Origin of the sequence: Leptospira venezuelensis (assembly GCF_002150035.1) — a bacterium.
Taxonomy (GTDB): domain Bacteria; phylum Spirochaetota; class Leptospiria; order Leptospirales; family Leptospiraceae; genus Leptospira_B; species Leptospira_B venezuelensis.
Window position 1 is genome coordinate 798766 of the sequence record NZ_NETS01000011.1, and the last position, 19510, is coordinate 818275.

At 40.7% G+C, this 19510-nt stretch carries 17 protein-coding genes; 5 read left to right on the top strand and 12 right to left on the bottom strand.

The genetic code is table 11. The annotated features are described in order from the left end of the window. Positions 1 to 13 precede the first annotated feature (13 nt). Positions 14 to 1630: an L-aspartate oxidase gene (gene nadB, locus B1C82_RS19860; RefSeq protein ID WP_086449258.1), complete on the top strand. Its 1617-nt coding sequence runs from the start codon at positions 14 to 16 to the stop codon at positions 1628 to 1630. Positions 1631 to 1749: 119 nt separating this feature from the next. Here the strand turns inward: nadB and lsa25 (B1C82_RS19865) are convergent, their stop codons facing one another. From lsa25 (B1C82_RS19865) to B1C82_RS19900, 8 genes are all read right to left on the bottom strand, one after another. Further along, positions 1750 to 2436, bottom strand: coding sequence for a surface adhesin Lsa25 (gene lsa25, locus B1C82_RS19865; RefSeq protein ID WP_086449259.1), 687 nt, complete (start codon positions 2434 to 2436; stop codon positions 1750 to 1752). Positions 2437 to 2446: 10 nt separating this feature from the next. Further along, positions 2447 to 3964, bottom strand: a complete 1518-nt coding sequence (gene omp85 / locus B1C82_RS19870) for an Omp85 family outer membrane protein (RefSeq protein WP_086449260.1) — start codon at positions 3962 to 3964, stop codon at positions 2447 to 2449. A gap of 432 nt (positions 3965 to 4396) precedes the next feature. Then, the gene (gene lsa25 / locus B1C82_RS19875; protein WP_086449259.1) at positions 4397 to 5083 is read right to left on the bottom strand and encodes a surface adhesin Lsa25; all 687 of its coding nucleotides are present in this window, start codon (positions 5081 to 5083) and stop codon (positions 4397 to 4399) included. Positions 5084 to 5093: 10 nt separating this feature from the next. Continuing rightward, complete coding sequence (gene omp85, locus B1C82_RS19880) at positions 5094 to 6617, bottom strand: Omp85 family outer membrane protein (protein WP_086449261.1); 1524 nt, start codon at positions 6615 to 6617, stop codon at positions 5094 to 5096. A gap of 225 nt (positions 6618 to 6842) precedes the next feature. Further along, entirely contained in the window at positions 6843 to 7322 is a 480-nt protein-coding gene (locus tag B1C82_RS19885) for an acyl-CoA carboxylase biotin carboxyl carrier protein subunit (protein WP_086449262.1), read from the bottom strand. Beyond that, positions 7319 to 8794 carry an acetyl-CoA carboxylase biotin carboxylase subunit gene (locus B1C82_RS19890; protein ID WP_086449263.1) on the bottom strand — a complete coding sequence of 492 codons (1476 nt, stop codon included), beginning with the start codon at positions 8792 to 8794 and terminating at the stop codon, positions 7319 to 7321. Before B1C82_RS19890 ends, B1C82_RS19885 begins: the two co-directional genes overlap by 4 nt. Next, positions 8791 to 9588: a 1-acyl-sn-glycerol-3-phosphate acyltransferase gene (locus B1C82_RS19895; protein ID WP_086449264.1), complete on the bottom strand. Its 798-nt coding sequence runs from the start codon at positions 9586 to 9588 to the stop codon at positions 8791 to 8793. Before B1C82_RS19895 ends, B1C82_RS19890 begins: the two co-directional genes overlap by 4 nt. A 198-nt stretch (positions 9589 to 9786) precedes the next feature. Continuing rightward, positions 9787 to 10896, bottom strand: coding sequence for an LIC11274 family protein (locus tag B1C82_RS19900; RefSeq protein WP_086449265.1), 1110 nt, complete (start codon positions 10894 to 10896; stop codon positions 9787 to 9789). 134 nt (positions 10897 to 11030) lie between these two features. On the opposite strand from B1C82_RS19900, the gene B1C82_RS19905 reads away from it, so the two are divergent. The 4 genes from B1C82_RS19905 to B1C82_RS19920 are packed head-to-tail and all read left to right on the top strand — an operon-like array spanning position 11031 to position 14878. Beyond that, entirely contained in the window at positions 11031 to 11912 is an 882-nt protein-coding gene (locus tag B1C82_RS19905) for a DUF2225 domain-containing protein (RefSeq protein ID WP_086449266.1), read from the top strand. A 58-nt stretch (positions 11913 to 11970) separates the two neighbouring features. Next, a complete protein-coding gene (gene truA / locus B1C82_RS19910) occupies positions 11971 to 12798 on the top strand; it encodes a tRNA pseudouridine(38-40) synthase TruA (RefSeq protein WP_086449267.1) in 828 nt (275 codons plus the stop codon). Beyond that, complete coding sequence (locus tag B1C82_RS19915; RefSeq protein WP_086449268.1) at positions 12795 to 13616, top strand: hypothetical protein; 822 nt, start codon at positions 12795 to 12797, stop codon at positions 13614 to 13616. The genes truA and B1C82_RS19915 overlap by 4 nt, the downstream gene beginning before the upstream one ends. Then, positions 13613 to 14878: an LIC11270 family surface protein gene (locus B1C82_RS19920; protein WP_086449269.1), complete on the top strand. Its 1266-nt coding sequence runs from the start codon at positions 13613 to 13615 to the stop codon at positions 14876 to 14878. The genes B1C82_RS19915 and B1C82_RS19920 overlap by 4 nt, the downstream gene beginning before the upstream one ends. 173 nt (positions 14879 to 15051) lie before the next feature. On the opposite strand, the gene B1C82_RS19925 is transcribed toward B1C82_RS19920, so the two are convergent. The 4 genes from B1C82_RS19925 to B1C82_RS19940 are packed head-to-tail and all read right to left on the bottom strand — an operon-like array spanning position 15052 to position 19453. Next, positions 15052 to 16053 carry an adenosine kinase gene (locus B1C82_RS19925; protein ID WP_086449270.1) on the bottom strand — a complete coding sequence of 334 codons (1002 nt, stop codon included), beginning with the start codon at positions 16051 to 16053 and terminating at the stop codon, positions 15052 to 15054. A gap of 36 nt (positions 16054 to 16089) precedes the next feature. Beyond that, complete coding sequence (locus B1C82_RS19930; protein ID WP_086449271.1) at positions 16090 to 16998, bottom strand: 50S ribosomal protein L11 methyltransferase; 909 nt, start codon at positions 16996 to 16998, stop codon at positions 16090 to 16092. After that, entirely contained in the window at positions 16995 to 17777 is a 783-nt protein-coding gene (locus tag B1C82_RS19935; RefSeq protein WP_086449272.1) for a PrsW family glutamic-type intramembrane protease, read from the bottom strand. The genes B1C82_RS19930 and B1C82_RS19935 overlap by 4 nt, the downstream gene beginning before the upstream one ends. Next, positions 17774 to 19453: a TonB C-terminal domain-containing protein gene (locus B1C82_RS19940; RefSeq protein WP_086449273.1), complete on the bottom strand. Its 1680-nt coding sequence runs from the start codon at positions 19451 to 19453 to the stop codon at positions 17774 to 17776. The genes B1C82_RS19935 and B1C82_RS19940 overlap by 4 nt, the downstream gene beginning before the upstream one ends. Positions 19454 to 19510 lie beyond the last annotated feature (57 nt).

Below are 19510 nucleotides of genomic sequence, written 5' to 3' on the forward strand. Positions count from 1 at the left end.
CGATTGTCTAAAAATGCCAAGAATAAAAACCGATTTTTTAGTCATTGGGAGCGGTATTACCGGTCTTTTCCAAGCATTAAAACTTTCTAATGTTGGTCAGACAGTGATCGTGACCAAGAAGTCTGATTATGAGTCTAATACCAACTACGCACAGGGCGGGATCGCTTCCGTATTTGCGCAGGGAGACAAATTCGAGGATCATGTAAAAGACACCCTCGAATCCGGAGCAGGATTATGTGATCCGGAAGCCGTTCGAGTTTTAGTTAAAGAAGGCCCCCCTTTAGTCAAAGAACTTTTAGAATACGGTGTTCCATTCAACCTGAACCAAGAGGGAGAATTCGATCTTCATAGAGAAGGTGGACATGGAACAAATCGAATTGTCCACGCTCATGACAGAACAGGTCACGAGATCGAAAAAACACTTCTACAAATCGTAAAACAAAATCCAAATATTCAAATATTAGAATACCATACTGTCGTAGATCTGATCACACCACACCATCTCAAAAAGAAGGGTTTAATCTGTTTTGGGGCATATGTTCTTTCTAATCAAACCGAAGAGATCATTCCAATACTTGCTAAAAAAACGATCATTGCAAGCGGCGGAGCCGGACAGGTATATTCTCATACTACAAACCCAAAAATTGCAACTGGTGATGGAGTTGCATGTGCCTATCGTGCAGGTGCAGAGATCAGGAATATGGAATTCTATCAGTTCCACCCTACTTCTCTCTATCATGAAAAAGGAGATTCATTTCTAATCTCTGAAGCAGTGCGAGGGAAAGGTGCAGTATTACTCGGAATGGACGGAGAACCGTTCATGAAAAAATACCATCCAATGGCTGATCTCGCTACTAGAGATATAGTTGCAAGAGCCATTGACGCAGAAATGAAGAAGTCAGGAGATCCTCATGTTTGGTTGGATATCTCACATAAACCTGCAGCCGAGATCAAGGAAGCATTTCCTTCTATCTATGCAAAATGTCTTGAATTAGGAATAGATATCACTACTGATCCGATCCCAGTTGTGCCTGCGGCCCATTTTATGTGCGGCGGGATCGCAACAGATCTTTGGGGAAAAACTCGAATAGAAAATCTTTTTGCCGCCGGAGAAGCTTCCTGTACTGGAGTTCATGGTGGTAACCGCCTTGCATCCAATAGTTTATTAGAATGTCTTGTATTCTCTAATCGTATCGCAGAAGAAATCCGTAAAAATCCTCCAAACTTCCTACCTGAGCATGACCAGATCCCTGCTTGGGACAAGGAAGGTTTGGTAAATACGGAAGAATGGGTATTGATCTCTCATGATCTTTCAGAGATCAAAAATACAATGTCCAATTATGTGGGAATTGTCCGCTCTAATTTGCGCTTAGAAAGAGCAAAAAGAAGAATGGATCTGATCTACGCAGAGGTCAGAGACTATTATAACAGAACAATAGTTACAAATCCTCTATTAGAACTTCGTAATTTGGTATTAGTAGCTGAATTGATTATTCGTTCTGCTCTTGCAAGACATGAAAGTAGAGGACTTCATTACTCTACTGATTATCCGGAGAACAGATCCCCATCCAGGCATGATACAATTCTGATCAATGACCTGGTTCATGGAGATCTCCAGGCCCCGTTATAATATTTTCACGCAGAGGCGCTGAGACACAGAGTTTTTGATTTACTATTCCAAAATCAACCCTCGGCGACTTTGCGTCTCCGCGTGTAAAAATACTCTGCGTCTCTATTAAACTCTGCGTCTTATCTTACACAGCGAACAAAGTATCTGCTGGTTTTGCTATAAGACTCATCGTCTCCGAATTTGTCTCTGGTAAAGGATACCGCCCTAGCTGTCTTACCACCGACATCTTGTTCGTTAGATGTTGAACTCCAATAGTATGACTCTATCGTATCAGGAAATTTCAAAAGCATGAAGTTACGGCTATTAGAGCTTAAATATTTTAACTCTAAGAAACTAGCTACTCTCCAATCTGTATGACCTCCTGTGTTATCATTCGCACAAGAATCATATGCTTCTGAAGTACCGGGGATACCTATCGGCGATACTGTCGTAAGTGTTTGAGGAATTCCTAAAGTATTACAAGAACTCAGATCTACACTACAATATTGTAATTCTTTCGCTCCAAAGGAACTTGGATTTGCTAAAGTTCCACTTGCTCCTCTACAACTAAAACTAGTCGCTGTTCCGCTGAACTCTTGGCCTTGGCTACATGTCTTCCACATCAGACCGCTCGTTGCATCCGTTGTTGTTCCATCTCCATTATTAGTGAAACTTTGGAAGAACAGTGCTCCCGCTATTAAATCACTTTCATCTTCTTCTCTGAAGCCATAAGGACTACGATCTAATTTCTCTTCACAACCCATCGCAAGTAGACTAAACGCGAATAAGGTGAATAAGGATCTTATTATATAATATACTTTTCTCATTTCTTTTTCCTTAGAACGCGTGGCTGAAGTTTACGAATAATTGTTCGTCTTCTCTAGATTTTGCCCAGTCGATCATGATGATTGTAGCCATATTCCATGCGATCCTAAGTCCTAGACCATGTGAATATTTATAATCCTTGGTTCCGACTTTATGTTCGTCATCCCAGACTCGTCCAAAGTCCATAAAAGGAACTAGGTTGAATGCGAAGTATTCATCACCGACACGTAAGGATCCGAATTTCCATCTTACCTCGATATTACCCCAACCCATCATTCTTCCTACGAAACGGTCTTGTTTGTAACCGCGGATGGTACGAATACCTCCAAGTCCTCCAATTAAACCTTCCGTTCCCCACATGTTTCTATATTCGAAGAATGGAACGTCTCCTTCAGACAAACCTGCTCCGAAGCGAGAAGCAATAACAAGTTTTTCGAAAGCTTTAGGAAACGGGCTCCAGAAAAATTTCCCTTGTGCAAAATATTTTTGGAAATTGAAATCCGAACCAAATGTCTTGCTGTTTTTCTCAAAGGTTCCTTCTAAGAATACACCACTGTTCGGATCAGGTTCGAAGTCACGAGTATCATATACCAATGCAAGACGAACTGCATTTACATAACCACCATGATAACCTAAGATCTTTCCAGCTTGTGCATCTTCGGTCAAACGGGTTTTAGCGTTAGGCACATTTGCTCCGTAGTCCATACCGAGAACTGGATCATATCCCGGCGCTTTCCTTCCATCAAAGGTTCTGATAATATTTTCGGAAGCTTTGATCCCGGCGACCACACGAACCGTTCCACCAAAGAAAGATCGTTCCGTACTCAGGTTGATCATAGGAGTTTCTATGATATATCCGTTATACATTTTGTTTGTAACAACGAAACCTGGCTGGCTTGGAACTCCGTAATAGGTATTTCCTCCAAAGGAAACCGGATCCTGAGGACCTCCTGGTCTATAATAACTGAAGTTTTTACTTTGATCCGCAAAAGTTGCGTTATTAACGTAATCTCCACCGGGCTGGTTTCGATCGTAATAACTCAAAGTTTTTAGGGAACCTTCACCTATTCCAAAATAAAGAGTGGTTGGTGTGATTGTTAGGAATGCATCTGCACGAAGGCGCCATTGCGTATTTGCAATAAATGGCATATCCAAACTAAGCTGATGATATTGAGCATTCTTACTAGTATTAAAATACTGCGCAAAAAATCTTACTCTATACGGAGTATAATCAAATAACGGATCTGTTTTTAGACCGTTATTATATGCATAAGCACGAACACCAAAACCAACACCCTCGAGAGGATCAGAATTGATTAGAGGAAGTCCAGTAGGATACCAACCTTCCCGTTTAACTGCTAAGTCTTTTGCACAAAGCTGTTTAGAAGAATCCATATGAAACGGTAAATTTTTACGAGCAGGTGGCTTCTCGCATCCCGGTTCTGGAATATAATCATCGGCGCTTAATTCTAGAACGCCTCCCACAAAACAAATCGCTAGCACCAGCGATTTAATTTTCTTAATCCTCATGTATACCCCGGATTTAAGATTTTAAGTTCGTTAGTTATTGAAGTTATAAGAGCTTATGTCAATTGAAAATTTCGAATTAGAGCTTTAGTGACCCCGTTCATCACGCAAAAGTTCCCTTTCATCACAGTAGTAATAAAAAAAATAGCAGCATACATTAGAAAAACACGATTTCGACCCAGATATAAGAGAGATATAAGTGAACTCTCGTTTAAGTCATATAAAGAAGTGGAGAAGGTAAATTAGAACATTAATGATTTTTAATATTAAATAAGACTCACAGAGTTATGGAGCCACCGAGTTCTTTCACACAGAGACACAAAGGCACGAAGACCATAAAGCAGGAAGAGCAAATGTAGGATTTCCTACAAAATACTCCTCTGAATCTCCGTGACTCTGTGTGAAAACTCCCTGTGTTTCTATTAACTCTGCGTCTTATCTTACACAGCGAACAAAGTATCTGCTGGTTTTGCTATAAGACTCATCGTCTCCGAATTTGTCTCTGGTAAAGGATACCGCCCTAGCTGTCTTACCACCGACATCTTGTTCGTTAGATGTTGAACTCCAATAGTATGACTCTATCGTATCGGGAAATTTCAAAAGCATGAAGTTACGGCTATTAGAGCTTAAATATTTTAACTCTAAGAAACTAGCTACTCTCCAATCTGTATGACCTCCTGTGTTATCATTCGCACAAGAATCATATGCTTCTGAAGTACCGGGGATACCTATCGGCGATACTGTCGTTAGTGTTTGAGGAATTCCTAAGGTATTACAAGAACTCAGATCTACACTACAATATTGTAATTCTTTCGCTCCAAAGGAACTTGGATTTGCTAAAGTTCCACTTGCGCCTCTACAACTAAAGCTAGTCGCTGTTCCGCTGAACTCTTGGCCTTGGCTACATGTCTTCCACATCAGACCACTCGTTGCATCCGTTGTTGTTCCATCTCCATTATTAGTGAAACTTTGGAAGAACAATGCTCCCGCTATTAAATCACTTTCATCTTCTTCTCTGAAGCCATAAGGACTACGATCTAATTTCTCTTCGCAACCCATCGCAAGTAGGCTAAACGCGAATAAGGTGAATAAGGATCTTATTATATAATATACTTTTCTCATTTCTATTTCCTTAGAACGCGTGGTTGAAGTTTACGAATAATTGTTTATCTTCTTTGGAAACCGCGTAGTCGAACATGATAATCGTTGTTTGGTTCCAAGCAATCCTAAGTCCAATACCTCGAGAATATTTGTAATCCTTGGTTCCGACTTTATGTTCGTCGTCCCAAATTCGCCCAAAGTCCATAAAAGGAACTAGGTTGAATGCGAAGTGTTGGCCCGCAACAGAAAGTGAGCCAAACTTCCAACGAAGTTCGATATTACCCCAACCCATTGCACGTCCCACAAAACGGTCTTGTTTATAACCTCTTAATGTAGTACGTCCACCTAGTCCGGAGATCACACCTTCCGTTCCCCACATATTTCTATATTCGAAGAATGGTGCATCACCTTCAGTAACAGAGAAACCGCCTCGTCCCGCGACAACCAATTTGTCGAAAACTTTAGGAAATGGGCTCCAAAAGAATTTAGCCTGAGTAAAATATTTAGAATAATCAAAATTAGATCCAAAAGTTTTTGCAGATCTTTCGTAGGTTGCTTCTAAGAACACACCTTGGTTTGGATCCGGTTCCAAGTCTCTTGTATCATAAACCATTCCTAAGCGAAGTGTATTTACCATACCACCATGATAACCTAAGATCTTTCCAGAGTTATAGTCTTCGGTAATTTTAGTAGTACCGTTAATCGCCTTTCCCCCCGAATTGATCCCGAATCCATCTAAGTAAGGATCGGTACCATTGGCGAGAGTTCCATCAAATGCTCTTACGATATTCTGAGACATACGAACTCCCGCTACAAGTCGGACAGTTCCACCAACGTAAGATCTTTCTCCGCTCAACATCGCAGTAGGAGAGATCAAATTATACCTGTTATACTGAGAATCTGTTACTCTAAATCCGTTTTGAGCCGGAAATCCGTTGTATACAGCACCATTGATATCTACAGGATCTCCAGGGCCACCCGGTCTAGTATAAGCCAGGTTTCGTTGTTGGTCAGCAAAGGTTGAGTTAGTATGAACTGCGCCGCCATCCTGATTCCTATCAGTATAACTTAAAGTTTGGAGAGAAGATTCTCCCAAACCGAAGAATAACGTATTCGGGTTTGCATCGTATACACCTTCTCCTCTCAAACGCCATTGTGTTCCGAACACATAAGGAGCATCGAAAGCGATATCCTGATACTGACGTTGTTTTGTGGTATTGAAGTACTGAGCGTAAATCCTGAATTTGTAAGGAGTGTATTCAAAAAACGGATCTTCTTTCTTTCCATTATTATATGCGAATACACGAATTCCGTAACCAATCCCTGTATTCGGATCCGAATTTAAAAGAGGAAGTCCAGTTGGGAACCAACCTTCCTTCTTCTTTTCTAGATCCTTTTTACAAAGTTGTCTTTTAGGACTTATGTAAAATGGTAGATCCGTTCTTTCAGGTGGTTTTTCACAACCATCCAAAAGACCTGGATCAGCGGAGATATTTTGAGTCGAAACAAAGGCCAATATAGCAATTATGCCAATGCGAGTAAGGAAATGCTTCATGCAGTACCTGGAAATTTTTATGGAATTCGCAATGTATAATAGTGTCTTAACCGATGTCAAATTTATTCCTGGAACCTTTTCTTTTGATCCAGGGTCATGGGCTTCAGCTTGAACCCTATTCTAAAATTATCATATCGTTTGTTCGAAATAAGAATTTAATTTTTAACAATACTGAAATGTTGCAGTTCTAAAAAACATTTCAGTATATACGTAAGAGGAAATTTATTATTCGCTTAATTTGATAAGCAATTGGTCTTGGGAAACGATATCACCTGGATGAGCGAGTACATCCTGAACCGTTGCATCAGCTCCAGCCTTCAATGCATGCTCCATCTTCATCGCTTCCACAACGGCAAGAATCTGTCCTTTTTTAACAGAGTCTCCTGACTTCACCTCTACCTTAATGATCTTTCCTGGCATCGGACTTTTGATCTCTAAAGATGCGGTTTGCGCATCGGAGGTTTCTCTTCCTTTGATGGCAAACTGAAATGTTTTTCCTTTCGTATGAATGAAAAGTCTTCCACTTCTAAGTAATGCTATACTTCCATCTGGTAATGAATAAGAACCATCTTTCTCTTTGGTCCAAGAATAATGAGTCAGAAGTGATTCCCATTTTTTTTCCGGACCGAATAGTCTGGAGGAAGAATCTCCCAGATCTAATACGTATTCTTTTTCTTTCCATTGGAGTCGGAACAAGCGGTTCAAGATATTTCTCCCCAAACTCCGTTCGGCCCGACGGCTTCCCATACGGAGGAAGTTTTCACTGTACGATTCGCAAGAAAAGAAGCGGTTCTCATGAGAGCCTCTTTTTCTTCTCCGGATTCTTCCCAAACTATATTATGCTTTTCTAAAAAGTGGGTGTCCGTATGTCCCTTTACGAATTCAGAATGTTCCAGGATTGCTTTTAGATAATTCAGGTTCGTGATCGGCCCGAATACGATTATTTCTTCTAGGCCTGCGATCAGGTTTTTGCGTGCTTCTTCTCTTGTTTTTCCTATACCAATCACTTTCGCAAGCATTGGATCATAATAGAGAGAAACTTCAGAACCGGTAATTACTCCAGAGTCCACTCTAAGATTTTGAACTTCAGGAAATCTTGCGAGTTCTATCTTCCCGATAGAAGGCAGGAACTCATTCTCAGGATCTTCTGCATATAATCTGACTTCGATTGCATGTCCGTTTTGAGCTGGAGATTTTCCTCCGGTGAGTTTTTCGATACTCATACCTTCTGCAATTCGGATCTGCCACTCTACTAGATCAAAACCAGTTACGGATTCAGTGACAGGATGTTCCACCTGCAATCTTGTATTCATTTCCAAGAAGTAGAATGATCCATCTTCTCCCAAAATGAATTCAACCGTTCCGGCACCAATATAGCCAATGGAAGAAGCGGCCTTGACTGCAACTTCGCAGATTTTTTGTTTCAAGTCGGAAGGCAGATTAGGTGCAGGAGATTCCTCCACTACTTTCTGGTGTCTTCTCTGGATGGAACATTCTCTCTCGAATAGATGGGTTATATTCCCGGAAGAATCTCCAAATACCTGAACTTCAATATGTCTAGGATTTATAATATACTTTTCTAAGAATACTCTTGCGTCTCCGAAAGCGTTTCCTGCCTCTCTCTGGGCGGATTCTAATGCAGGTAAAAATTCATCTTTGGAAAAGACACGTTTCATCCCTTTTCCACCGCCGCCAGCACTTGCCTTGATCATGACGGGGAATCCGATCCTCTCTGCTTCTTTTAATAAAACGAAAGTGTCCTGGGAATCCCCTTCATATCCAGGAACAACTGGAACTTTAGCCTTCTCCATTGCTGCGCGAGAACGGATCTTGTCCCCCATTAGGTCCACGGTCTCTGCCTTAGGCCCTAAAAAAGAAATCCCCGCTTTAGAAAGTTCTCTCGCAAATTCAGCCTTTTCAGATAAAAATCCATAACCAGGATGAACTGCATCCGCTCCCGTTTCCTTGATAGCTTTAAGTATATTAGGGATTACTAAATAAGATTTAGAAGGTTCAGACTGGCCTAAATAAAAAGAAAAGTCTGCGGCCTTTACGAATGGAGCATCCTTATCAGCATCTGAATATACAGCTACTGTTTCTATGCCTAACCTTTTGCAGGTCTTTTGGATTCGGAGAGAGATTTCTCCTCTGTTTGCGATGAGTAGTCTTTTGATCACTTTGATTTAGAAGAGACAGGCTCGCGCACTGTTCCGACCTCGGAGTCTAATGCGATTTTTTCCTTGCTCATGGTTTCGTATAAGAAATCTCTAAAACTCTCCCAGTTCTCGTGTGTCCAGGGTTCGTATCTTCCTATAAATTTATATCCAACTTTTGCAAACATAGGTTCTGTTTGGTAAGTGGTGATCCCTGATTTTAGGACTACTGCTACAGGAATTTTATTCTCATAAGCGAGTTTAATCATTCCTTTTTGCATAGGCTGGATAATTTCCGAATAAGAGTTATGACCTTCCGGATAAACAATATAAGAAGTAGTGGAAAGTCCCTTTATTAAATTACGAACAGATACCGCAATTGTAGCAGCTTTGGAAGTTTCGAAAACCTGAGAACCCATTGCTTTCATCCACCAATAGGCGACTAAAGTTTTTTTAATCACTTGGTTTGCCAAATACGGTTTATTCACCACCAGGCAATCATAAGGAAAATCTATTTCGTTCACATGATTTAAGAAGATCATATGACCCTTTTCAGGGATCTGCATTTCATTCTTTATCATCAGATCCGTTTTGGTCATACGGATCACTGCGGTTCCCCAAGTTTTTGAACCTCTTAAAAAAGCTGCGTATTGTTTTTCCCTCTTACTTAGGATTGCATAAAAAATCCCGGCGACCATAGAAGGAAATGCTACCGTAAGTACCAGTCTTAGGGTTACGACATAGGTTCGTAATACCAGTTTGCGATACTTCGGGGAAAACCTGCCCAAACGGCTTTCCATAAACTTGAGTGGATTCATGCGAACTATGCTTTAGTATATCACTGAACAAGGAAAGCAAATTCTTAACATAAGTCAAAACAAGGAATACAGATAGAACAATTCATCTCGGACATAACTTACGATGTTCGCTTTAAGCGGAATAGGATGACAGAAATAAAAAAGCCTGTCCCTTTTTGGAAACAGGCCTTTTCATTTTTTCAGAAGAATGGAAAGATCTTACTTATTAGGTTGGCTCGCAGCTGCAGCTTGTTTTCTTTTCTGAGCTCCAGGAGGAATTTTATCTCCCAGAAGTTTTTTACGAGTCTCTGCGTCCCAACGAAGATACAGTTTATTGTCGATCTCGTCGTCATAAACTCTGCCTAAAATATCCACGGCGTCTCTGCGATAATCATCCGGAATTCTTTTATCAAACACAGGACTCATTCTATTATCTGCACGAACCAGAGGGTTTGTAGAGAAGTCATAAGTAACTCCTTCTACGGAAACAACTTCACCAGGAGTGACCTCTCCGATCTCGTTACGAGTCTCTTCAGTTTTAGCGTCAGATCTTTGCAGATAATAATTATCATAAGGATATTTAAGTTTGAAAATATTCATCGCATTGGATCTTGCGTCCCTGCAAAGATTGATCGCTCCCAAATACATTTCGATGCGATGTTTTCTGTGCTCAGGTTGGAGTTTTTGGTGTTTCTCCAAATGTTTTTCTATCTTAAGTGCGTTATTACGTGCTTCCTTGGCTTCTCCCAAGAATTGATAACCTAACTCCATATTTTTTTCGATGGTGTATTTATTCACCACGTAATGGAATTCGCGCGGGTTGTACATCCTGCGAGTATAAGGAGCTTCTCTATTCTCCTTAATGTCCGCACGGATATAACTTGTTTTTCCATATTCCACGGAAATATCCACAAGAGCTCTATCCATAGGATTGTTTGGATTTTTCTTTTCGATCGCGGTTTTTAGGATCTCTTCTGTTCTTTCCACATAAGCTTGTGAAAGTTCTTCCAGAAGAAGTTCCATTCCAAGTTGGGATTCCAAAAATCTACGATAAGAATTTACGAAATTCCCTTCGAAGAAATATAGAAGACCTTCTTGGTACAATCTTTTTAATTCTTTGTACTTCGCGAGTCTCTCCCCATCTGCCTGAGGTTGACCCGTTCCGGAGGTTTTTACCTCTCCCGGATAATTTTTTACGACCGGCTCTATTGCTCTTAAATAAGTTAAGAGCTCTATCCTCTTCTTATACGATTTCATAGAAACGGCTTCGCCGTGTAATAGAACTGGGGCGACTAACATCGCAATCATGAAAACGAGAAGTTTTTTCATTGGAGGACCTTTTCCTTAGTATCTTCCTGAGAAGACCGGGTTCAACCCGAAAATCGTGCTTTTCTTCTTAGTCTATCGGTTAGAATACGGTGAGAATTGACGCTTCCGGCTCGATTTTTCCGGAAATTCTTCGTATGACAGCAACTGCATTAGCCCAAGGCAAAAAAATCTCGTTTCGCAACAAAGAAGATACGGTCTGCCCTATCTGTAGCGAGGTCCACCAAAGGGAAAGTATGTTCCAGGGGGGAGGGAGGCTGATAGCAGGCAAACTCACCCAGGAATTACGTCGCTTATACGAGAAAAACAAAAAATTTGGCAGAGTTTCGCCAAATGATTACGTTCTAAACGTATGTCCACGATGTCTTTATACTGCATTTCCTAAGGACTGGTCAAGCCTAGATGCAGACGAACTCGCCAAATTGAGAGAATCTGCAGAGATCCGTCGTAAAAACATAGAATCCATCATGGGACCTACTGATTTTTACCAAGAAAGAAACCTGATCCTGGGAGCTGCATCTTATCTATTAGCGATTGAATGTTACCAGTCCAGAAAAGTGACAGTAGCTCCTACACCTAAAAAAGCAGTCTGCGCAGTTAGAGGTGCTTGGTACTTTGATGATGTGAATACTGAGTTTCCAGGTATGGGTTATGACAAGATCCGTGACCTTCTCTACCAAAAATCCGCTGGCTGGTACACGGACACAATGGAAATTATGCAGTCGGGTTCAGAACCTGTGGATGCTGCATCTTACTTACTCGGACCTGATACTGACAAAAACTGGGGATTTGACGGAGTCATTTATCTTTCCGCTTATCTCACAATGAAGTTCAAGGAAGAACTTGCATCGGATGCTGCTTCTAAACTGAACCTTCTCATTCGTGCCAAAAGAACTCTTTCAAGATTGTACGGTTCAGGTAAGGCGTCCAAGTCCAAACCTTCTGTCATCATTGATATGGCCAAAGAACTCTATGACGAATACAATAAGATCATAGAAGAAATGGGCGGAGAGAAATAAGAGAATTGTCTCTACCTTCTCCCCTTAGTCATATTCCATCCTACTTTCGTTCCCTACTATGACAGAAGATCCTAGAAACTATGCCCTATTGATCGAATTCGATGGTGGATGTTTTTTCGGGTACCAAAGCCAAAAACAATCTCCCACTGTTCAGGAAGAAATAGAGAAGGCCCTAAACACCCTTCTCAAAAAACAAACTCGTATCTGGGGAGCCGGAAGAACAGATACAGGTGTCCACGCACGGGGGATGGTCGTAAATTTTAAGACGGATTCCCCTATTCCAAATCTGTCGAAGTTCCTACTTGGAATGAATGCACTTACCGACCGAGGTCTGGCCATTCATGAGATCACAGAAGTTCCTTTAAACTTCAATTCTCAGTTTTCCTGTACTGCACGTGAATATGAATACCTTTTGGTGAACGCAAGGTTTCCGAGACCAGTTTGGAAAAACAGAGCATTCTGGTACCAACATCGGATTGACGTTTCCCGCTTAAGAGAAGAACTGGAACTACTAAAGGGAGAGCACGACTTTAGAAGTCTGGCAAAAGCCACTTCGATGCGGAACCGTAGGAGTACTACTCGGGTCATCTATGATGCGAGCCTTTTAGAAAGTGAAGAAGAGCCCGGACTTCTTCGTTTACGGATCAAGGCAAACGGTTTCCTCCATAATATGGTCCGGATCCTAACCGGAACACTTTTTGAAATAGCGATAGAGAAGCGCAAAGAGACGAATATATTGAAAATACTTTCTTCCAAAGATAGAACCATAGCAGGGATCACCCTCCCCCCTTACGGATTGTATTTTCTAAAAGCGTACTACGATTCTTTTCCTGAGATAGATCGGATGTACCAGAACAGGAAAGAATTCGGCGGGGTCCCTAGATGAAAAAACTTCTGCCGATCGCATTTTTACTTTTTCCCTGGGCTCAAGCATTCTCTTATCCAAACCAATTGGATAATAAAGCTGTTAAATATATGGGCGGAAATCCTGTTTCTCCCCCAATAGATTTTAATAAGATTGGGAATAGTTTTAAGAATGGCGAGTTGATCCTTGCACAAGCAGGAGGCAATCTTCCTTCTTCAGGGCTTACTCGCTCAGATAAAAAAGAAAGCACAGATGATGAGGAATTAGAGGAAGAACTTCCAACATTCTACGATAATAGAAAACCGGAAATAGGTGCCTGGGTTGGAGCTTCGAACCCATTCCCTGGATCCGAAGCCCAAAAATATTTGGATACTACTTTAGGTGGCGGACTCTTTTTCAGAATCCCTTGGCCTTGGATCTTTTATGTGGAATTTGGAGCGTCTTATTCCAACTACTTATCAAGATCGGAAAGGGCGCTGACTACTATCCCAGTTTATTCTGCACTATGTTATAAACTTCCTTTCGAACTTCCAATTACCTTTATGCTAAAGGCTGGATTCGGAGAAACCTATGTTGTTGCAAGACCTGCAAACACTTCCCGCTGGAATGATACTTTATTCGCTGGATTTGAGGCAAGTTTCGTAGCGGGTAAGAAGATACGGATCGGGATCCGACTGGATTATAATAAAATTTACGAATCTGATTTAAATTCGCCTCCGGAAACAAAGTATCCTTACGTAGGTCCTACTGTGGATGCCAGGTTAAGTAACCCGTATTATTACAATAAAGTGGATACAGAATTTTTTCATTTCGGTTTAATGGTGAGCGTATTCCTATGATTTCCAAAGCGAATCGGTTTCTATACCTTTCTTCCTTTTTACTGGCATTCTTTTCGGATTGTAAAGTGGGGCATTGGGAAGGAAACGCCACAGACTATCCTGTAATCAGTACTCTTTTCAATAACAGAATGTTACTTCTAATGAAAGGTACTTATGCTACGGATAGCCCTTTAGAATTTTCAGATTATAATAGCGGAACTGGAAATGCATATCATGATCCAGCTGGAGATCCTACATTCAATCTGTCTGGTATTCCTAAAATGACAAATCTTCCAATATATATTGATATAGGCGAGATTCGTATTTCCTCTAAATACCAAGACGGTCTGAACAATCTATCTCAAATCAGAACTGTCGCTGCTGCAAAGGCTTTCTGGGATAATATTGCTCCAAATAGAGAAGTGTATTGTACCCAACCTTATACGTTGAATGCGAATACTTGCCGCTCTCTGAACGGTGAATTCAAAATGGTCCAATTCTTAAATGGAGAAGGAGCCGAATTCCCTTCCAACGATCCTACTTCCGGAACTAACTCTGGAGCCCCAAGCCAATATTATTATACAGGAACGTATATCCGTTCTTTAGTAACTGGTTGGGGAAATGTCCCTGGTGTGGATCTAACAAAAGTAACATTCTTTGATAACTATGGCGTTTATGGATTTAATATAGTTCCAAGACTTGCTTATGCGGCAGGAACTACTGACAAATCAGGTTATCCATTAGTATTCCCTCTTCTCTATTCAGTACAACCTGGAGAAGCGGATATGGATTTTAAACCTGGCTATGAACCTTATATTTTTGAAGTAAGAATGAATCTTAAGGAAAACTTAATGGTTCATTCTATCAAAGCTGCTGACGGCAGTACTGCAGCAACCTTCATCTCTATAAGCGATTGGAAAACAAAACATAGTGGCCAATCCGATATGGGTGGCGGGATTTTAACCAGATCTAGAGCAATTTATCCAAGCGGAGCTTCTTCTTTAGCGATCACAGGCGGCTCCGGAAATTTAACTCATTACTTTGCAATATTCAGAGAGGGTGAAACGGATATTCTGACAAAACTTCCTTTAGCTGCTACTCCCGCAAGAAATGGCACGGTAACAATTAAATATATTAATCCAGGGACTCATAAACTGTATTGTCTTTCGGACACTAACTATGTGGATGGTTTTCCAGATACGATAGTAGGAACTCCGCTCACATTTTCCGTGCCGGAGAACGGAAATATGAGCACAATCCCTTTGACTTACTCTTGTCCTTAAAGAAAAGTCGCAGAGATTCATTAGAGACACCGAGATTTTTGGCACGCAGAGACGCGGAGCCGCCAAGATTTTTTTATAGATAGTTTGATAATATTAGATTCCTACATGCATCATGAGTTACATAACGTCCAACAAACCTTATTCTCTCTGCGTAATTAATTCTGCGGCTCTTCTTAGCTCCGTGCCTCTCCGAGAATCTCTTCCTGTCTTCCCATAAGCCTGACAGAAAGCCTAGGTCCGATCTCTTGTACGATCCTAGATGCAACGTAATTTCCCCATCTTGCTGCATTCTCAGGAGAGAATCCATGGGTAAGTCCATAAAGCACACCAGCAGCAAAACAATCCCCAGCTCCAGTAGTATCTAGTAAATTTTGAGCAGGAAATCCACCTACATGGCTGATTGTCCCATTTACTGAAACGAATGCTCCATTAGAACCGTCTGTCATCATCACATTTTTACAAATAGAAGAGATAAATTTTAACGCATCTTCTTTAGACTCAGTAGCGGCGAGTGCCTTAGCTTCTTCTGCATTACAAAAAACTAAATCACAATATTCTTTCGTTAGTTTTAAAAAATCTTCTCTCGAACGATTCACGCAGAATGGATCACTAAACGTAAATGCTACCTTTACTCCGGCTTTTTTGGACTCTTCCATTGCCAAAAGACAAGCTTCCTTGGTAGAGGGTCCGTCCCATAGATATCCTTCAACATAACTATAAGAAGAAACCTTAAGTTTGTCTAAATCCAAATCGTGCTTGGTCAAAGTCGAAGAAATTCCAAGGTGAGTGAGCATTGTTCTCTCAGCGTCAGGAGTAGTTAGAATCACACAGGTTCCAGTATGTCCTTCTTTAGAAGGAGGAACTTCAAATAAGATCCCCGCCTTCTCCATGTCCTGTTTGTAAAATTCTCCGTAAGTATCTTCGGTTACTTTTCCGGTATAAGTCCCAGTCCCGCCTGAATTTGCGAGCGCGATCATTGTATTTGCTGCGCTTCCACCTGATCTTAATTCTTTTTTATGTCCGTCTAAAGCGGTAAGAACGCCCCCCTGCACTTCTGCATCCACCAGGGTCATAATCCCCTTGTTCCAGCCCATTTTTTGTAAAAAAGAATCTTCGGTAGGGATTAGAATATCCACAAGTGCATTCCCTATTCCGAATACGTCGTAATGTCTCATTTTTTCTCCGATATTAAATATTAATAAAACGTTATACTACTTGCGGCTCCATTCTATTAGTTCCCATCCGTTCCAGGAAGTCTCATAAACAGATTTGCCTCCCACTTGAGAAGATAGAAGTTCCAGAAATTCATCTTTTCTTTCGGTAATCACTCCACTAAATAGAAAATGATCCGTATGAAGACCTGCAATCTTTTCCATATTCGCCTTTAAGACGGCGAATGTGATATTTGCCACACATAGATCAAATGTTTCGGAAGAAACTTGCGGGTGATCAAAACCACCTTCTTCCACAACTAGAATATCAGAAGAGATTCCGTTTTCGTCTCTATTAAATGTAGAAGAACGTACAGCATTCGGATCTATATCGACAGCTATTATTTTAGACGTACCTAATTTTGCCGCTGCCACTGATAAGATCCCCGAACCTGCGCCAATATCTGCGACTTTCTTTCCTTTCAGATCTATGGAACCTAACCTGGAAAGAACCAACCGAGTGGTTTCATGGTGCCCTGTCCCAAAAGCAAGTCCAGGGTTGATATATACTGGAACTGAATCTTTTTGTTCAGACTTTTTATTTTTCTCCCAATCTTCTTTTTCCCAGGTAGGCACCACCCAGAACACTCCGACTGAAAATGGTTTATAAAATTCTTTATAAGCTTCTTCGTATTCTTTTGTTTCGATCCATCTGGATTCTGCAAAAGAATCTTCTGGAGCAACTGTCTGTAAATAGATCCAAATTTTAGCTTCAGATTGAATATCATCTTCGGCAAGGTACACTCTAATAGGAGTATTGTCAGAGATGATTTCTTCTCCAGGTTTTCTGGGTTCTTCTCTATCGAATAAGATTTCGTAATATCCTGCTACCTGCCATTCTTCCAGGTACACAGAAAATTCTTCCGCAAAATCTTTCGGAATGGAAACTCTAATTTCTTTGTATTTCAACGGATTATCTCTGGAACCGATTGGGAAATTTCTTCCCTGGGAGGTATCTCTTTCTGTATTTTATATATTTTTTCTTCTTTCATATACACTCTTCTGTCTTTCACGATCCAAACCCAGATCCCCACGAAGAGTGCGGTCGCTGCCCAATGCCCAAATCTTCCCACTGGGATCACAAAAAAGTCGAATAGTCCATGTTGGGCTACAGCAAGTAAAAACCCAGCAAGAATATACCAATATTTTTCTGGGAATTGTCTTCTATTACTTTTGATCAGACAAAGTGCAAAACAAAGATTGATCAACAAATGTGCATTCGAAGATTTTAATGTTCTTAAAATGAATGTATGTATCCTATCATCTTCTTTAGCGGTAAAAATATAATGATAATTTTCGATCCCGGCAAAACCCAATGCAACAAATCCACCCACCAAAAATGTTTCGGGAAGAAATTCCTTTTTCTTCCAATCATATGCTAATGTAAGGGACAATAAAACGATTAGAATGGATTTACATAATTCTTCCATCATCCCTGCTTTTACAAATGCGAGAAATGCTGTTTGAGATAGAATTGATTTTGCTGCTTTCGCATTGATTTCAGTTTCAGGCCAAATCAAGGCACTTGCTCGCAGTACTAACTCTGTGGAGATCCAACCGAGTACCAAAGCGAAGAATATTATAAAAAAGAAACGTTTTTCTCTACCTGTGTTAGGCTGGGTATAGATGAGATAAAAACCCCAAGGAAAAATACTTCCTACCGCCAGAAGAATTACTTCTATACTCATAATTCCTCCATATAACGGCCATCAAACATGTTCACCAATTCCTGTTGTAAAGGTGTTGGCATTGCCTTAGCATCTAACGGCCCATTCCAGAAAAGTTCAGTGACTCTGATATAACCTTTGGTTCCAGGAGGAGGCATCATAGGAGATAGATTCTCAATCAGTTCCAATGTTCTTTGATCTTGTTCCGGGTATGAAGAATTTTGCACAAGTTCCACATCCACAACTTCTCCATCCGGAGTGATCGTATAAGCAACAACGCAGGAATAATTTCGAGGAGCACTTCTCCAATAATCCATAAAAGACTCAAAGGTTCTCATTTTTGCGGAGATATAATTGGAATATGTAGGAGGAAGTTTTTTACCCTTAATCCTCTTAACCTCTCCCTTTACTCTTCCCTCATCAGAAGATTTTTCTTCAGGGATTTTTTCACCTTGAATAGTATTCGGAGTTTCCGTTCCAGTGATTACTCCACCATTCAGTCCTTTTACTTCATCCGGAAGATTTGGATCTATAAAATAAAATTCCGCATGGTTCTCAGGAGTAAAATGATCCGAAGGACGAGATTGGCTTTCTTTTTGGAAAGCAATAGTGGTAGGCATAAGCAAGATCAAACAAAGCACTATCAAATGAACAAGAACACTCAATCCTAGATTATTCTCAAAACCTGGACTCAAACCCAAAAGTGGAGTTTTAGAATGGAAAGACCTGCGCAATAACCATCCGGAAAATACATTAATTAAAATTAATATAGTTAAGATCGCGGACCAGACCCAAAAGGAAGACGCCACTTCGAAAAACTTTTTGTCAGAAAGCCCCGGTTTTAAGCCCAAACTTGCCAAAAAGCGGATACCCAAAGCAGGCTCCCACCAAGAAAAGAAGAATGTCGCAAATAATAATAACCCAAGCAGATATACGAACAGGATCGGAAATCCTTTCCATAAACGTCCTGTATAGATATGGCCCCAACCCGCTAAGATCCCATCTCTTACTTTTGCATTCCTACGCTTTCTGGCAGAAGAAGGCAGATCTCCTTCTTCATCTGCAAAAGAATCTTTCGTCTGTCTTACGAACCAAGCCCAAGGCTTACGAAATAAGAAGAATGGCCTTTTGCCAGAAAGAAGTTCTGCAAGTCCGATCCCAGAAAAAAAGAAAATCCAAATACTTTCGGAGAAGACCGCATAGGTCGCCATTTTTGCCCGAAAGGTATCAGAATAAGTTAAATAATGAGTAAACAGAATTAAACAGAATACTGTCAGAAAGACCAGGACTGGATTTAAGATAAGGGGTTTTGAATCTTCTGGTTTTAATTGTTCCCGAATATTTTTAGCCTGCAGAAAAAATAACGCGAGGCCTAAGAAGAACATCAGAGTTAAAACAAGGAAACCGAATGCACTCGGATCTTCAGAATTGAGTAGAACGAATGCTGAAAAGACTTCTTCTGCTTTTGGGAAAATTAAAAATATAAGTTCTAGAGAGAACAAAAATAGTCCAAGGACCACTTGCAGAAAAACGGAATGGAATGCTGGTCTACGGACCCTATCTTCTCTCGGAAATAGGAAGATTACTCCCAGAGGAAAAAAGATCCCGAACCCTATCATAGAAATGGGAGAGGTCCAAGAGAGAAAATTGATCCCCCAAAAGACTAATTTTTCCTTCTGCGAAATTTCCTTTTTCATTCCGAATATCCTTGTCCATTGGACCCTAGCTTGTTCCGGAAGCAAACAAGAATTGAA

Excerpts from the sequence above, each read along its gene's own strand:
- nadB (WP_086449258.1), top strand. The coding sequence starts at position 14 with ATGCCAAGAATAAAAACCGATTTTTTAGTCATTGGGAGCGGTATTACC.
- lsa25 (WP_086449259.1), bottom strand. The coding sequence starts at position 2,436 with ATGAGAAAAGTATATTATATAATAAGATCCTTATTCACCTTATTCGCG.
- omp85 (WP_086449260.1), bottom strand. The coding sequence starts at position 3,964 with ATGAGGATTAAGAAAATTAAATCGCTGGTGCTAGCGATTTGTTTTGTG.
- lsa25 (WP_086449259.1), bottom strand. The coding sequence starts at position 5,083 with ATGAGAAAAGTATATTATATAATAAGATCCTTATTCACCTTATTCGCG.
- omp85 (WP_086449261.1), bottom strand. The coding sequence starts at position 6,617 with ATGAAGCATTTCCTTACTCGCATTGGCATAATTGCTATATTGGCCTTT.
- B1C82_RS19895 (WP_086449264.1), bottom strand. The coding sequence starts at position 9,588 with ATGAATCCACTCAAGTTTATGGAAAGCCGTTTGGGCAGGTTTTCCCCG.
- B1C82_RS19900 (WP_086449265.1), bottom strand. The coding sequence starts at position 10,896 with ATGAAAAAACTTCTCGTTTTCATGATTGCGATGTTAGTCGCCCCAGTT.
- B1C82_RS19905 (WP_086449266.1), top strand. The coding sequence starts at position 11,031 with ATGACAGCAACTGCATTAGCCCAAGGCAAAAAAATCTCGTTTCGCAAC.
- truA (WP_086449267.1), top strand. The coding sequence starts at position 11,971 with ATGACAGAAGATCCTAGAAACTATGCCCTATTGATCGAATTCGATGGT.
- B1C82_RS19915 (WP_086449268.1), top strand. The coding sequence starts at position 12,795 with ATGAAAAAACTTCTGCCGATCGCATTTTTACTTTTTCCCTGGGCTCAA.
- B1C82_RS19920 (WP_086449269.1), top strand. The coding sequence starts at position 13,613 with ATGATTTCCAAAGCGAATCGGTTTCTATACCTTTCTTCCTTTTTACTG.
- B1C82_RS19925 (WP_086449270.1), bottom strand. The coding sequence starts at position 16,053 with ATGAGACATTACGACGTATTCGGAATAGGGAATGCACTTGTGGATATT.
- B1C82_RS19935 (WP_086449272.1), bottom strand. The coding sequence starts at position 17,777 with ATGAGTATAGAAGTAATTCTTCTGGCGGTAGGAAGTATTTTTCCTTGG.
- B1C82_RS19940 (WP_086449273.1), bottom strand. The coding sequence starts at position 19,453 with ATGAAAAAGGAAATTTCGCAGAAGGAAAAATTAGTCTTTTGGGGGATC.